The organism is Butyricimonas hominis (assembly GCF_014287455.1).
Taxonomy (GTDB): Bacteria; Bacteroidota; Bacteroidia; order Bacteroidales; family Marinifilaceae; genus Butyricimonas; species Butyricimonas muris.
Genome location: NZ_JACOOH010000010.1, coordinates 136,491 through 152,229 on the forward strand (window position 1 = coordinate 136,491; position 15,739 = coordinate 152,229).

Consider the following 15,739-nt stretch of genomic DNA (forward strand, 5'->3'; position numbering starts at 1 on the left):
TGAAATATTTAATACACTCCTTTTTTCTTACCCAGAAGAGAATAAAAAAAGAGTCGACCGAAAATTTTACTTTTCGGTCGGTCTTTACTTATAGGTTTAATTATACACCTTACACGCTTAAAACACTTTTATTTTACCCAATGATATAGTATAAAAAGTTTTGTTGTAGGCTTGATCTCTTACAACAAATTTCAAATAACGAACATGCAAGGGAACAGGGAGTATAATCATTGTACTTTCTCCAACCGTATTTCCCAAAGTATTCTCTATTACATGAGTTGCATCTTTCCAAGTTTTATTATCCACAGATACCTTAATCTGGATTTTCTTAGCAATACATTTCTCGTACGCGGAAGAAGGAACCGACAATTTCTGGGTAACCAGTACTCCATTTACGGTTTGAGTTTCTTGCATATCTACAACCATCTCGTAAGTATGAAGTTTAGAATGTATTGACGGTTGCCATCCTCTCGTGGAGCTTTCGTCAAATATAAAATCAATTCCATACTCGTATTCTTCATTCGAACAAGAATACGTCCAATTTTGACTATTAAGGAAAGATAAGTCTTCCGGAAGCTTTGGATTAGGCAGATCATCGATAAAAGAATGTTCCCCAATCGGGAAATAATGCTCGTTATAGCGTTCCACCTTCAACCCATTTACTTTACAAGCAACATCCAGCGCAAACGTACTGATTTCAAGATCGGAAACCTTACTTGCATTCTTATTTTTACCCAAGTTGCCTTCACTCAAATAACGATTTTTCCCCAAGACCAACGTTTTCAAATTCGGGAAATTCAATATATCCTCAAACGAATTTATATCATAATCTATTTCCAATTCTGTTCGGGCATTCACGAATGCTTCCGTAATTTCCGACTGTCCATATTTTTCCCGGAGCCATTGTTTAAAATCGGGTGTATAGGTTCGGTTATCACGTGTCAACTCATAAGGATTGAAAACAATCAAATCCGAACATCCAGTCAATCGCCCACTACGGTTAATCGTTACTTTTGTTCCCGCATCTATCTCATCCGGAACCAAACAATATTTATTATCGGTAACAAAAACGCTATCTAATTCTAAAATCTTACGTTCTCCTCCCGAATAATAATTTAAACTAGCTGTTTCAACATCACCTTGCCACTCGCTAAAAACAATCGCCAAATGCTTCCCAACAAAGAAATATTTGTCAAACATTCGCGTGAACGACTTTATACTCTCGTGGTCAAGCGTATAAGGTCGTTCGCTAGTTAAAGCAGGTAACGAACAATTCCCATCTTTATCCACGCTGCACACGGCAACCTCATAAGTTGCATTTTCCAAATTCCGTATATTACATTCCGTGGTTCCTTTCTCTAGCAAGGAATCTCTCGTAATCCCATCTAATGTCCAACTGACTTTAACCTTGTCTATTGCCGGATCTACATGATTTGTCCACGTTACGATTAATCTTTGCCAACCGGGCTTCACAGATAAATCATTGCACTTTCCCAGATAACGAATCGTACCTTCCCCGGCATAATCACTATACGTATCTTCCAAACTTTCGCATCCCCCAAAAAATAACAGGGAAACGATAAACCATAAATATCTTTTCAATTTCATAACACGACCTTATTTTGCTGTATAAATTTCCAATTCGTGAATAGTTACATGTTTGTTATAATTAGAACCACTCGTGGCATTTTCAAAACCCGCAGGATTATAAAACACCTCATTTATCACGAATTTCACATAACGATATTCATTTCCGGTAGCCGGACAACTTAATCGCATATAACAAGGCTCTGCAAAAGAAAGAGCGTCCAAACTTGGAATTTCATATTCATAGTCCCCATTATTACAACGTTTACACCATCTCAATTCATTGTCAATCTCCCGATCTTGCTCGAAATGCACAATTTCTTCCCATGAAGCATCATCTGCCATATCATTAGAACCGTAAACGGTTACGCTACTTGGTAATTTAGATGCATAACAACTCGTCCAAATATCACCGTATTTTTCTAACCATCCGGGATACCAATCACTAGGTCCCATGGGAAAAGAGTTTCGCACATACAACATAGCATAAAGCCTAAATTCAGCAGGAAGTTTCTGTTCTTTCATATCAATAATAAATAATGGTTTACCGAGACAATGCTCTTTTGACAGATAAGTACAGAAATTATCCCATCCCTCCCAACCAAAACAAGATTCTCCTTTTAAATCTCCATCAAACAAATATGATTTACCTAATCTGTACACTGGATCTTCTATTGAAAAGTTTTCCGGATCATAAAAATCAAAATCAACTGGATTCAATTTTTCAATTTGCAAAGGTTCTACATTTTGCCACACCTTCTCTTTCACCATATACCCACGAAAATCTTCCGTGCGAACCACAACATCATAAGAAGGACGAACTTGTTGAGGGGTTATTTGTAAAGAACCGGCTCCTTGAGCCAAAACAAAACTATTAATCAATAGCGTGTCCGGCTGTTTACTCACAGGATCTTCTCCAACATAAAACACGTGCGCCATTCCCTTCGACTCTTCTTTAATATCATAGTTGAGGCAAATACTACCCCAAGCAGGATAAACTTCCAAATGCTCAAAAAAGGATACAGGTCCCGAATCTTTCGTGTCAAAAGTTACATCCACAGGTTCCGACTCCAAATCATTATTATTACAAAGAGTCACACGGGCTGGCACCCCCTTTTGCGCTTCATTAAAACCCAATAAAACCAAGGAATCACACGCGTAACTACCGGAGCAAATCATCGCTTTACCGAAAGCATCCTCGTAACGTACACGAATATAAAGAATGTCCCCGTCGGAAGGTAACTTGTAATGCATAATAGCTCCTCCCGGGATAGGAGTAAAAGACAAATTTTCAGCCGGTATCGAGGTTTCAAAATAAGCATCGTCATCCTGACAACCGTAAAACGCCCAAAGTGCCAATAATATATATATTAACTTTTTCATACTTCTTTGATTTTTTATCTATTTACCAATTGGGATTCTGCTCGCAACCCGAAATAAGAATCTCCTCACTACGAATCGGGAAAAGATAATCTCTCGGGGCAATAAATTGCCTTTTAGACCACACCACCACAGGCCCCTCGAAATTATTATAAAATTGTCTTTGAGTCTTCCCGGTAACAAGCCACCCGTAAAGTTTTGCGTTCAATTCTTCGGCAGCCGTTAACCAACGACGTAAATTCCAGAAACGCCTGCCTTCAAAAGCGAACTCCACATTCCACTCCTGCCTAATAATCTGACGCATACCAACCTTCGTTCTCACCTTTCCCGGATCCGTAGAGTAATTCTGCCATGCCTCTTCCACATCGGGAATTCCGGCCCTTTCACGCACCGCGTTCAACGGATCATAGACGTGTTCCTTATCGGGAATCTCCAAATACTCGTTCCAAGCCTCCGCTTTCATCAAATAAAGATCAGCCAAACGGATAAGCACACAAGCCTCTTCATTAGAGAACGTATTTTTGTAATCTAGATTGCTTTGAGAGGAACGAGAACCTTTTTTCATGTAATATCCCGTCAAATTCTGCGCTTGAGAATTAGATATTCGCGTATATAACGTCCCGAATCGTTCACCTTGATAGGCTCTCACAAGATCATTCTCCGCATGAATAGTCTCTCCCCTCTGGAAATAACAGCGATCTGCCGCGATATGTGCATAAAAACGAGGTTCCCTGCGAAGATGCAAACGTAACACACTATCAGCATCAAGCAAAACAACGTTTCTATATTTAGTATCTGTTTCTTTTCCTATTTGATAACGAGAAGAATAATCCCATGTACGATCTTCATCTATAGGCACGCCATGCTCGGTGTAATACATCTCGACCATTTTAATACTTGGGGCAATACACCCGATAAGATCCGCATTATAATCAGGTGTCCCACTCCTAAAATAAGGGCGAGTCCACCTTGTCCATGATGTGGTAGCACGATTTTCATACTGAATCATAAAAATAGCTTCGCTACTTTCAAAATTTCTTGCTAAAGATGACTCCTCAATATCCAACATAATATCACGTAACCCTCGATCATCTTCTACTGCCCCATCTGTCTTATTAGATATAAGTTTCTTACCATTTTCCAAACAAATCATCAAAGCCGTATCTACAGCCTCCGCTGCCCGCTTCCACTTTTCCCGGTCAGGAGTTGGGTTGAAAAAGTTTTCCCCACTTTTACTGGTAAAATTCGCCAAAGCCGGATTGCCATTAAACAAAGGGGAAGCCGCATAAAACAAAGCCATAGCCTTAAGTGCCGCCGCTGATTCCAAACTGTGATAAGCCCTACGGCTTACTGATTTTTGATTCATCGGGGGCAAATCCTTCATCGCTTCATCCAACAAAGTAACGATTTCTTCGACACAAGTATCAAACGGAGCGCGAGGTTGTTTCATTTCCCCGATACCGGCATTTGTGGCAACATTCTTCGGAACCAAGATTATAGGTCCGTACCGACGAAGCAATTCAAAATAATAATGCGCCTTAAGAGCCTTTATTTCAGCAATCCACAGCACTTTCTCTTGTTCTTCCATGTTATATACCCCACCAATCTTCTCCAAAAAAGTGTTACAATAACGGATTGCATTGTAAGCTGCATCTTTTCGCCAAATATTCCCGTAAGGATCCGCTGTCATTTGTAAACCATCTCCTATATAAAAACCTGCCCAATTATACGCAAATTGCTGCCGAATAAAGTCACCGGCGACCACCTCATCTGCCCCGGTGTAAGCCGGGTTAGAAATGATAGAAGTAGTATAAGGCATCAAGAAGGTATGACAAAATTTAAACCAATTTTCTGCCTGATCCCGTTTTTCAAAAATAGTTTCAATCGTTTCAATGTCATTATCTGGAACGACATCCAAGTAGTTACACCCGGGAAAAAGTATGGTTAATATCAACAATAACGAATAAAAATGCTTCATAATCATCGTGCATTAAAATTAGAAACTAAAATTCAAGCCTACCGTATAGGTTTTTTGAATCGGATAATTAAAACCGTTTTCACCTAATTCAACATCCCATATTTTAAAATTGGATATCAAGAACGGATTATTGGCACGTGCAAAAAATTTCACATTCTGCAATTTCCATCGCTCCATCAATTTCCGCGGCATATTGTACGCCACCTCCAAAGAAGTACAACGCAAGAATCGACATTCCCGCATAAAATATGTACTCTTACGGACTTCGGACGCCTTACTATCATACCAATTTTCCTCGGGATTATGTTGTATTAAATTATATGTCGACAACCGGGGCCAAAATGGCTTCTTCGTCATATTATCTTCCGACCAATGGTCTTTATAAATAGCTGTCAGCATAGCGTGGTCATCAACAAAGGGTGACAATTTCTCTGGATTCATGAAAAACGAACGCTTGCCTGAACCTTGAAATGCAAAACTGAATTCAAAGTTTTTATAATTGATAAATCCTTGAAAACCATATATCAACCGGGGTGTCTCCGGAAAACCGATAAACGTGGCATCGTTCACATCAATCATGCCGTCACCATTGATATCACGATAGCGGATATCCCCGGGCTTCACACCACTACCACCACTTTGTTTGGGTGAATTATCTATCTCCGCCTGATCTTGAAATACCCCTTCCGCGATGTACCCTATCGCTTGAGAAATTTCTTTTCCTACCTTCTTTTGCCATACAGGTTTGTCACTGGCTTCTTCAATAGCTTTATACACCACTTTATTATAGGTAAGGGTTCCATTCAAAATAATCCAAAAATCAGGCGTGAAAGCATGTTGTATTTTACCGGAAAAATCAATTCCACGAGAACGGGATTTACCGATATTATCCAATTGAGAATACTCGATACCCATGTTTGCCGGTACATTCGTACGGTACCCTATAATATTATGCCTGATTTCTTGGTAAGCATCTAAAGTGAATTCTACAAGACCTTTGAACAACTTCGTTTCGATACCCAAATTTAACTGTTCCGCAATTTCCCATTTAATTTTCTCGTTAGCATAATATAGTACTTTTTTAGCCACAAAAGCACTACCACCTGTACCGGATTCCGGATCCGTAAATCCCATTTGTCCCACTAAATTAGGCAAATAAACAAAGCGGGGAGAGGCCACGATACCGTCATTACCGACTTGCCCGTAGGATGCCCTGAACTTCAAAAAATCCAACCATTTAGACGTCGACGCCATAAAAGGCTCGCTGGTTACAACCCATGCAATCCCACCAGCAGGGAAAAAGCCCATTTGGTTATTTTCGGCAAAACGTTCAGAACCGTTATATCCAAAACTACCTTCAACAAAATAACGGTCTTTATACCCGTAACTCCCACGCATAGAATACGTCAAGTTACGTTGTGGCATCCCGTCCAACACTTTTTGAATGGGTGTATAGGTATATTCCGAAGCTTGAAAAACTGCTGTTAAAGAAGTTTGGTGTTCTTTCCAAGCCGCAGAATGCAACAGGCGTGCTTCATACGTAACCCTCGTGTTGGTTGTTGAAACCCTGGCATCAGGATCTATCGTTAAAGCCCTGTAAGACGTTACGGATAAATCTTGTAAAGTATGTTTGCCCGTTTCAAAATCGTAATTAAGCAGTGAATATTTAGCCGGTATCGTCTTAAAACCGGTAGTATAATAGCCGGCTTGTGATACGGAAACACTTGCTCTCGCTTCCAAGCCTTTCACGAGACTGGAAAGATTATGAATATATTCTGCCCTATTCGTTGTAGAATAACGTGTCCTTTCCAGATACCCTCTATGCAATTGCATATAAGGATTAATTTGTTTTTCAGACTCTGTTGTCCCGAAACGAAGGTGAGGCCAATTGTAAGTATCATCCCCGGGATAAAGTGGAGCGAAATCCACGGGAGAAGCATTAAACGCTAATGAATAAGCTTGAGTAACACTCTCTAGCGGACCATGGTATTTATCTATTGTCGTCGAAGAATTAATCACCAACTTAATACCGGCTTTCAAATCTATATTCAAATTAGCTCTGAACGAAGTTTGATTATTCGTGATATTACAGTCAAAATCATTTAATTTGTCCGTTTTCAACATACCCATATCACGATTGTAATTCACGGAAGCATAGTACTGAAGCACTTTTCCTCCCCCACGAATATTCACCCCTAAATGATGGTTTGTATTATAATCCTTAAACATGATTTTATACCAGTCGTTAGCCGGATACACCCAAGAAGGATACTTACCAGAGGCTGTACGATTTATCCGTTCTACACTATATTTAGGAGTTGCCAATGGGTCGCGAGCAAGCAAAGCCTGATTATACATTTTCATGTAATCAATGGGATCCACGACATCAAGTTCTTTTGTCGGCATCGAAAATACAGCCTCGTAACGAGCCGTGGCATACACGCTTCCCTCCTGTCCTTTCTTCGTGGTCACTAAAATCACACCATTCGCTCCACGGGCACCATACATAGCCGTGGCAGAGGCATCTTTCATCACGCTGAAAGACTCAATATCCTCCGGGGCAATGCGTGCCAAGTCCAACTTGGAAGATTCCACTCCGTCCAACAGGATCAACGGGTCTATATTCGCCCCAGTCTGAAATGACGTGATTCCACGGATATAAAATTTTGTATTCATCTCTTCCTCGGTCAAGGCGGCTGGAAGACCTCCCGTTTGCCAACCGATCATTCCGGCGATTTTACCGGCAAAACTTGAAGTCAAGTCACTGTTTGAGGATTTCAAATCCATCGGACGTACCGTCGTGATAGCCGATACCACGCTCTCTTTTTTCTGCGTACCGAACGCCACGACCACTGTCTCATCCAGTTCCTGACTCTCCTCTTTCATGGTAACACGAAGTGTATCCTTTGCCGTTCTCTCGAAAAAGTCCAACGTTTCCCTTTTAAAGCCGATAAAAGAAAATTCCAACGTCCCTTTCAGCATGGGTAAATCCAAAGCAAACCACCCGTCTGCATTCGTGGACGTTCCCAAGGCCACACCGGATACCTTCACCGTCACTCCCGGAATCGGTTGCTTTTTCGTGTCGTACACGAATCCTTTCAAACGAATAGATTTCTTTTCCTGTTCCACAGCCTTTGCTTGCGATGCTTTTATTAATACTACACCATCTTCCAACCGCCAAGTCAATCCCGTACCATACAACAACTGATTCATTACCTCATCAACCTCGGCATCTTTCACTTTCAAATCTCGTTTTCCACACTTTTCCAAATCTTCCCCCTTGTACAGAAAACGATAATCAAACGTCTTGCGCAACTCTTGAATAATTTCCAGCATCGAACGCTGTTTCAAATCCAAGGTAACCCTAGTATTCTGGGAAAAACCATTGGCATTCGCGACAAACGTGGTCAACAACAACAAATAAATTCCAAATCTCATAATCTTACAATTTTTTAACACGCACCTTCCCCGAAGGTATGCATACATTCGCTTTTTTTTCATAGTTTTGTAATACTGAATTTATAATTATGGACTAAATGTTCATGAAACGGAAAGGGGTAGGAGCCTTTCCGTTTTTCTATTTAGCCCCGATTGTTACACATTTACCTTTAATATCTATTTTCACACCCGCCACTTCTTCCAACATTTTTACAATCTTCTCGAAGCCGTCATATTTTTTCAAATCACCCGAGAATTGATAGTTCTTCACCTCTTCACCGGAATAAAATACATCCATCTCGTACCAGCGTTTCAATTGCTCCATAATCTGTTCTAACCGTTGATCTTCAAATATAAAAAGACCATCCTTCCACGCGGAATAAATAGATGCATCCACTTCACGAAGGCGGAACGAATTATCATTTTTATTGAACACCAACTGCTCGTCGGGAGAAATCTTTACGCTTTCTTCCGGCATAATCACTTCCACACTCCCCTCCGCCAACGTGGTCGTCACATAGGCATCATTCTCGTAAGACGATACATTGAATTTTGTCCCCAACACTCTTATGTCAACATCCGAAAAAGTCTTCACTATAAAAGGCTTCTCCCGATCAGAAGCCACCTCGAAATACCCCTCTCCTTTCAGATAAACAACCCGCTGTTTACCACAAAATTGCACTGGATACCGCAACTCGCTTTGCGCATTCAACCACACGTTTGTCCCATCAGCCAACTCCACTTTAAACTCTCCGGCACGAGGAACTACGAGTGTATTATACACTTGCTCAAGCGCAGACTCATTCTCTTTCCGGTAAGAAACCTTTTGATCGGCAACCCGAATATCCACGGATGCCTCTCCTCTCACCGAGCGCAGCGTATCATCCAACGCGATTCTCTCACCCGTTGATAAAACCAACACGGCATTTCCTTGAGCCATTTGAATGGGAACAAGCTCTTTTTCCCTCTCTCTACTACCCGCTTGCCAACGAATCACTCCGGCTATGCCAAGTAGCAATACCAACACCGCCGCATATCGCCACCAAACACCAATTCCACGAGAAATCTTCTTCCGCCTGTACCGATGAAACATCGCCAACTGTTGCTCCACCTGCCTCTCGGAATAAGGCCATTGCCTTTTTCCTTTCTCGAAATCCCCCCTTATCTCCCGATAAACGGCCTGATTTTCATCAGACTCTCGAAGCCACGCATCCAATTCACGACGTCCCGTATCGTCAAGACATCCGGCTATATCCGCAGCAACCAAACGAGAAATTTTAAACGTATCTATTAAATCTTCCTTCATGTGTCATTATTTTACAAGTAAAGACGTAACCTCCCAAAAAACGGGTGAATGAAGAAGTAATTTTTTTTAAAATTCTCCCAACAAAATCAATAACAAGACTAAATATTCTTTAGATAATATTTCCCGAAGTGCAGCATATCCATTCTTTTTCAACGTCTTAACCGTATTAATCGACACCCCGAGCAATTCCCCCACCTCTTGATTGGAATTCCCGTCCATCCCCAATAAAATCACCTGCCGGGTTTGTTCCGGCAAACTATCGATAGCTGAATAAAGAATACGAAAAGTTTCCTGACGCATCACCTCTTGCAAAAAGGTAGAAGTCTTAAATTCATTTTCTTGTAAATAACGGGAAACATAATTACTCTCCGCTTGTTTTCGCCTCAACCGATCGAAACAAATATTACGGGCAGAAACAAATAAAAAAGCTTTCGCATTCTCCTCCGAGTCAAATTCTTTCCATCGTTCGAACACCTTCAAAAAAACGTCTTGAGCCAAGTCGGTAACTCCTTCTTCCTCTCCCATTACCCGTTCGATAAACAAACAAACCGGATTGAAAAAAGATTTGAAAAAAGTATCAAAATTATTACCACGACTCATAACATCACCGACTTTCGTAAAACTTGAACAAATATATAACTTTTATCGTTGCACCCTATATTTTATAATATGATTTCCGTCACTCCCGGCAAACAAGTAGAACCCGGAAGCATTTCCCTGATCGAAGAAAGCGATTGAAAAAGGTGAATTTCCGCGAATAGGGAATCCTTTTGACATATCTTTCATATCAAGCAGGAATAAACGCTCCCCTCGCTCGTCCAATAGACCGATTCGTGCATCTCTGGCGGAGAAACGATAGGTGTACGGGTAGCCCAACGCGGCATTATCCCATTGGCGTTCTGTCAGCAACTTCCCTTGACCGTCATATACTCGCAAAGTATTTCCCGACGTGTACACGAACTCGTCCCGTCCGTCACTATTCACGTCTTCCACGTTCAGCCAGCCACCGCCTGTCATCTTTTCCCCCTTCACCCGTTGCAGGTTTCCCCGGAGATCGACCAACAAAATCTCTCCGTTAGCGTCCGGGAAAGCAATCCGGGAATTTCCTCCCTGCTTGGTCAAGTAGAGCATCGTGTTCATCGGTAAATTCAACAAGGTAGATATCTTCACCCGCTCTTTTCCGCGTCGGTCAAGGATATACAAACGATAACGATCGGCAAACACGATATAGTCTTTTCCCTCTACCCGAAAATGATAAATCTTCGATACAATATCATTATCACTTTTCGGCGTATCCCATCCCTTCACGAAATTACCCGACAACTCGTAGAGATAAATATTATGATCCGCTCCCGGGGCAAAAATCCGGTAATTCTTGTTGTTCTCGTAATCGGCTATCGAAATACCCCGCTCGCAAGGAAATTTGAACGCCAACGGATAACGGGGCAAATAATTCCCGTTCCGGTCTATCAAGTAAAGATGAGTCGGCGTGGAGAAAAGATATTGCAATTTCCCGTTCTTGAACATATCCACTTGATAAATTTCACTGTTAATCTTCCCCTCTATCGGCAACTTCCAAAGGATACGCCCCACGTCATTGATCAAATAAATCGTATTGCTCTCGTCCTGCACGAAAAGTTCCCGTTCTCTCGTGTTATGATTTGTCACGATAGCAGGCTTCATCGTGAGCTTGCTATCCAGTTTGGTCTGCCACATCACTTGAGCCTGCTTTTGCTCCACCTCTTCCGTGCTCAAGAATAAAGTGTGATAGAACATACTGCCCTCGCATACCCACTGTAACGCTAAAGAGGAAAATACCTCCATATTCTCTTTATTCCGTTCCAACAGAGCATGCAACACCCCTTTCGTTATATTCTCGTAATAAGGCAACATGGAAGTCATCTCCGACAAATACATCCAATTGAACTTCGCCGACAACTTGACTCGCAATTTCTTGTACCATTCTTGATCCCGCACGCTCAACCGACGCATATAATCTTTGGCAAAAGATTGTATCGCCCGCTCGGAAGAAGCAAAAACGACATAATTATCTTCCACCAGCACGTAATTCGTCGCGATATCGTCAAACATATAGCCCCACATCACCCCGGCAAAATCCGGCACGGGCATTTTGAAATAACCGACCGTTTTATCTTTATCCAGTTGAAAAGTACATTTTAAAGAACCGTCACCAACTCCCGTTTTTGCCGCATACGATTTCAGCATCCTGTCGAGCAACTCTTTCGCGAGGCTTCCCGCTTTCACGTGCACGACAATTACCCCGTCATCTTTTTTCCGGGACGCGTCATAGGCAAGCACCCCTTTTCCCCATTCTCCTTTCAACAGATTTTGCCATTCTACCTCGCTCTTCTCCCCGAACAGACGGGCAAATTCCTGCTTCCGCTTCCGCACCCTCTCCGCTTTACCCGCCCCGTAACGATAGGTATCCAAAGCATCCAAATACAGCTTCACGTCACTCAACGTCAAGAAACTCACGCTTTTCGCGTCGACAGGCAACACCCCGTCCAAACGCGATGTCTTAGGTGTCTGACCTTTCAACACGGCAGGATAAGAGGCTCGCAAACCGTCGCAATGCATGAATCCGTTAAAACTGATTCCATCAGCACTGACATCCCCGTCCAAAGCCCCCCATTGAAACCATTTGGATACATCGGTTTGCTTGGATATAAAATCTTTCTGCAACAACAGCGGCAATACATCCGTGAAACAGGTCGTATTCAAAAACACGTTCAATCCCGCCCCCGCTGAAAAATAACGGTTCACGTTCGCGTAACGGGGCGCATCATCTTTCTTACCCTCGCTCTTGTCATTCAATTGTTTGACAGCGTCCTCCACGTACAACTCGGAATCCGACACGAGCACCATACCGCCAATCACGGCATAGCACACGCTCTCTTTTCCCCGCCTCACGGAGTACAAATACCGGTTATCGTATTTCCGTTCCTGTATTTCCCCCGTCGAAAACATCTTCGACAACAAATTATTTACCTCTCCGCGAGCAAACATACCGCTCCTGCTCAACACGTACAGACCACGAACAGCCTGTTTCCCCTCTACCCGAAACGCCAGCACGCATGAAGCAGAATCAACCAAACGTTGCTTCAACAAAGTGTCCACCACCCGGTGCGCCAAACCGGACTTGTATGCCGCTATCTCTTTCTCGAAAGCTTTCTCGATTTTAGGTGACAGCTTCGCGTTGGAATTTACATTAACCACCACGGCAGAATTATAAGGAATAAACGCCTCTTTCGGGACATCAGCATCCCGCTCCCGCTCGTTCACCCACCATAACGCAACCAAGATTCCCCCCAAGAGAACAACACCCAATATGATTAACGCAATTCTTTTCACCATAGTCAAAGCAGTTTATAAAATTTATAAGGTGCATAAAGTTTATAAAGTTCCTTATCGCCTTAATTTTCCTTTTTACAAAAGTAGGAAAAAGAGTTGATTTTACTAAATTTGTTCTTAGAAAAGGCTAAGCCTTTCCCGTCATAAAGTTTGTAAAATACCTTATAAACTTTACGAACCTTATAAACTTTATAAACTCACACATGATAGAGAAACTGGAAAAGATGTTGATTTGCCGGGGAGAAGATGAAGAACGGCTCTACGCGGAAGCAAAAGAAATAAAAAATCAAACCATCGGGAACAAGGTGTACTTGAGGGGGTTAATCGAGATATCCAACATCTGCACCAAAGACTGTTTCTATTGCGGTATCCGGAAATCAAACACGGAAACGGCACGTTATGCTTTATCGGACGAGGAAATCCTCGAGGCGGCAGATTTCGCGTACACGCACCGGTTCGGTTCTATCGTACTTCAAGGTGGGGAGCGTTCTGACCGGGAATTCACGGAGCGCATCACCCGTTTATTAAAAGAAATCAAAAAAAACAGTAATAACGAACTGGGAATCACGCTCTCCCTCGGGGAACAAACGGAAGACACGTACAAGCGTTGGTTTGACGCGGGCGCACACCGTTACCTGCTACGTATCGAAACTTCCAACCCGGAACTTTACGCGAAAATCCACCCGAACAACGCGCTACATTCCCACGCCACCCGTTTAAAATGCTTGGAAAGGTTACAACGAACAGGTTATCAAACGGGAACCGGAGTCATGATTGGTCTTCCCTTTCAGACCATCACCGATTTGGCAAATGATTTATTGTTTCTACAATCCATGGATATCGACATGGTGGGCATGGGTCCCTATCTGGAACACCACGCCACCCCGTTATATCAACACCGCCACTTGTTACTCCCCTTGGAAGAACGCCTACGCCTGTCTATCCACATGGTAGCTGCCCTCCGCCTACTCATGCCGGACATCAATATCGCGGCAACCACCGCCTTGCAAGCCATACAAGCGGACGGTCGGGAAAAAGCGCTGGAAATAGGAGCTAACGTTGTCATGCCCAATATTACTCCCACGACAAACCGAACCCTTTATAAACTCTACGAGAACAAACCGGGCATCCATGAAGGAGCGGCAGAATCCATGCGCAAACTGGAAGAAAGCATCCTTAAAAGCGGCTGCGAAGTAGCCTATGGCGCGTGGGGCGACTCGCGACATTTTCAATCGAGGATGGAAAATTGAAAGTTGAAAATGATTAATCAAAAATATATACCTATATTTGTATAGATAAAGGATTGTACCCATGGAGATCAGATTTGAAACAAAAAAAGAAAGTCAAGCCAGACGAGATCGTGAGGCCAAGGAAAGAACACCTAACGAAAGGTTTGTATTCTTTCTGCGTTTAATGGCCGAGATCAATAAGTTTCAAACAAAACGTGAAGAGAAAACAAACAATTTCATACTAAAGCGTACAAAATGAACCCAAACTTTGAAGAAGATGTATGGATGTTCATAGCCTTAGCTCAAAAATACAGGGTTAAAATGCTAATGGTTGGGGGAGGAGCAGTCAACTTTTACGGTTACCAACGTCATTCCGCAGATGTTGATTTTTGGATTGACACGACTCCGGTAAATCTCATTGCGCTAAAAGATGCTTTAAATGAACTTGGATACGAATTCGATGATTTCCCCCAAGAAGTAAAAACCGGACAACAAAACATCTCTATAAAAATAAGTCCTATTATTGACATCGAATTAATTACATCATTCAATCCCGGTAGAAGTTTTGATGAATGTTATAAACAAAGATACACCGCCACCAACGAAATAGACGGTAAAAAAATTTCCTACGAAGTAATCGCTTTCAATGATTTGATCAACAGCAAAATCAAGGCAGGACGCCCTAAAGATTTATACGATATTATTGAATTGAGAAAGATTCAGGAAAACAATAATCACTGAATCACTAAATTCTTGAACGGGGCAAAAGCAGAAAGAATAACCAAAGCCCCCAATATAGTAATTATCATCCCGGATACCCGGTTGATAGTGATAAGTACGCGCAAACGGAATTTCTTCCGGAAAATATTCACCAGCGTGGAAAGCGTGTACCACCACACACCACCGCCCAATAACACGCCGGCAACCACCAACACCTCACCCAGCAAAGAAGACGATTCCCCGAACACCGACATCCCGGCAAAAACCGCCATGAACACCACCACCGTAATGGGATTGGAAACCGTCAGAAAAAAAAGCGAGAGATAATCACCCAAAAGTCCGGTTTTGCTCACCCGTCCCTGACGACGCTGGCGAATCTGCCGTATCGGGTTGTCGAAATAAATCTTCAATCCTATCACGATCAGGAATATCCCTCCAATAATTTGTAGTAACAACTCATGAGCCTGTACGATATTAATCACGAATCCCAACCCGAATGCCGCCACGGCAGCGTAGAAAAGGTCAGCCGAAGCCGCACCCATCCCGGCGATAAAACCCGATAACGCACCTTTATGCAGCGTCTTTTGGATAATCAACACCCCCATGGGTCCTAAAGGAATAGATACCATCAGTCCCACCAGCATTCCCTTGAATAGATACAATATATCGTACATCCCATTCTAATTTTAGATTTAAGGATTTTAGATTTTAGATTTAGTGATTTTCAAT

Annotated in this window: 10 protein-coding genes; 2 read left to right on the forward strand and 8 right to left on the reverse strand. The window is 42.3% G+C overall.

Features of this window, described 5'->3' with window-relative positions; genetic code table 11:
* Positions 1 to 117: 117 nt before the first annotated feature.
* From H8S64_RS20110 to H8S64_RS20140, 7 genes are all read right to left on the reverse strand, one after another.
* Positions 118 to 1,608 carry a DUF4998 domain-containing protein gene (locus tag H8S64_RS20110; RefSeq protein WP_186978466.1) on the reverse strand — a complete coding sequence of 497 codons (1,491 nt, stop codon included), beginning with the start codon at positions 1,606 to 1,608 and terminating at the stop codon, positions 118 to 120.
* A 9-nt stretch (positions 1,609 to 1,617) separates the two neighbouring features.
* Entirely contained in the window at positions 1,618 to 2,970 is a 1,353-nt protein-coding gene (locus tag H8S64_RS20115; protein ID WP_186978467.1) for a DUF4959 domain-containing protein, read from the reverse strand.
* Between the two features lie 22 nt (positions 2,971 to 2,992).
* Positions 2,993 to 4,945 (reverse strand): RagB/SusD family nutrient uptake outer membrane protein, encoded by a 1,953-nt coding sequence (locus H8S64_RS20120; protein WP_186978468.1) that lies wholly within the window; start codon positions 4,943 to 4,945, stop codon positions 2,993 to 2,995.
* 18 nt (positions 4,946 to 4,963) lie between these two features.
* Positions 4,964 to 8,383 (reverse strand): TonB-dependent receptor, encoded by a 3,420-nt coding sequence (locus H8S64_RS20125; RefSeq protein ID WP_255469640.1) that lies wholly within the window; start codon positions 8,381 to 8,383, stop codon positions 4,964 to 4,966.
* A 139-nt stretch (positions 8,384 to 8,522) separates the two neighbouring features.
* Positions 8,523 to 9,689 carry a FecR family protein gene (locus tag H8S64_RS20130; protein WP_186978469.1) on the reverse strand — a complete coding sequence of 389 codons (1,167 nt, stop codon included), beginning with the start codon at positions 9,687 to 9,689 and terminating at the stop codon, positions 8,523 to 8,525.
* A 66-nt stretch (positions 9,690 to 9,755) separates the two neighbouring features.
* Entirely contained in the window at positions 9,756 to 10,289 is a 534-nt protein-coding gene (locus H8S64_RS20135; RefSeq protein ID WP_186978470.1) for an RNA polymerase sigma factor, read from the reverse strand.
* A gap of 42 nt (positions 10,290 to 10,331) precedes the next feature.
* Positions 10,332 to 13,064: a WD40 repeat domain-containing protein gene (locus H8S64_RS20140; protein WP_186978471.1), complete on the reverse strand. Its 2,733-nt coding sequence runs from the start codon at positions 13,062 to 13,064 to the stop codon at positions 10,332 to 10,334.
* A gap of 200 nt (positions 13,065 to 13,264) precedes the next feature.
* Here H8S64_RS20140 and hydE point away from each other — a divergent pair, with 200 nt between their 5' ends.
* The gene (gene hydE, locus H8S64_RS20145) at positions 13,265 to 14,311 is read left to right on the forward strand and encodes a [FeFe] hydrogenase H-cluster radical SAM maturase HydE (protein ID WP_186978472.1); all 1,047 of its coding nucleotides are present in this window, start codon (positions 13,265 to 13,267) and stop codon (positions 14,309 to 14,311) included.
* Positions 14,312 to 14,545: 234 nt separating this feature from the next.
* Complete coding sequence (locus H8S64_RS20155) at positions 14,546 to 15,031, forward strand: DUF6036 family nucleotidyltransferase (RefSeq protein ID WP_186978474.1); 486 nt, start codon at positions 14,546 to 14,548, stop codon at positions 15,029 to 15,031.
* On the opposite strand, the gene H8S64_RS20160 is transcribed toward H8S64_RS20155, so the two are convergent.
* Positions 15,025 to 15,684, reverse strand: a complete 660-nt coding sequence (locus H8S64_RS20160) for a LysE family translocator (protein WP_099293932.1) — start codon at positions 15,682 to 15,684, stop codon at positions 15,025 to 15,027. The genes H8S64_RS20155 and H8S64_RS20160 overlap by 7 nt on opposite strands.
* Positions 15,685 to 15,739 lie beyond the last annotated feature (55 nt).

Bases quoted from the DNA above. Each gene is read 5' to 3' on its own strand.
- H8S64_RS20155 (WP_186978474.1), top strand. From the start codon at position 14,546: ATGAACCCAAACTTTGAAGAAGATGTATGGATGTTCATAGCCTTAGCT.
- H8S64_RS20130 (WP_186978469.1), bottom strand. From the start codon at position 9,689: ATGAAGGAAGATTTAATAGATACGTTTAAAATTTCTCGTTTGGTTGCT.
- H8S64_RS20110 (WP_186978466.1), bottom strand. From the start codon at position 1,608: ATGAAATTGAAAAGATATTTATGGTTTATCGTTTCCCTGTTATTTTTT.
- H8S64_RS20125 (WP_255469640.1), bottom strand. From the start codon at position 8,383: ATGAGATTTGGAATTTATTTGTTGTTGTTGACCACGTTTGTCGCGAAT.
- hydE (WP_186978472.1), top strand. From the start codon at position 13,265: ATGATAGAGAAACTGGAAAAGATGTTGATTTGCCGGGGAGAAGATGAA.
- H8S64_RS20160 (WP_099293932.1), bottom strand. From the start codon at position 15,684: ATGTACGATATATTGTATCTATTCAAGGGAATGCTGGTGGGACTGATG.
- H8S64_RS20120 (WP_186978468.1), bottom strand. From the start codon at position 4,945: ATGAAGCATTTTTATTCGTTATTGTTGATATTAACCATACTTTTTCCC.
- H8S64_RS20115 (WP_186978467.1), bottom strand. From the start codon at position 2,970: ATGAAAAAGTTAATATATATATTATTGGCACTTTGGGCGTTTTACGGT.
- H8S64_RS20135 (WP_186978470.1), bottom strand. From the start codon at position 10,289: ATGAGTCGTGGTAATAATTTTGATACTTTTTTCAAATCTTTTTTCAAT.
- H8S64_RS20140 (WP_186978471.1), bottom strand. From the start codon at position 13,064: ATGGTGAAAAGAATTGCGTTAATCATATTGGGTGTTGTTCTCTTGGGG.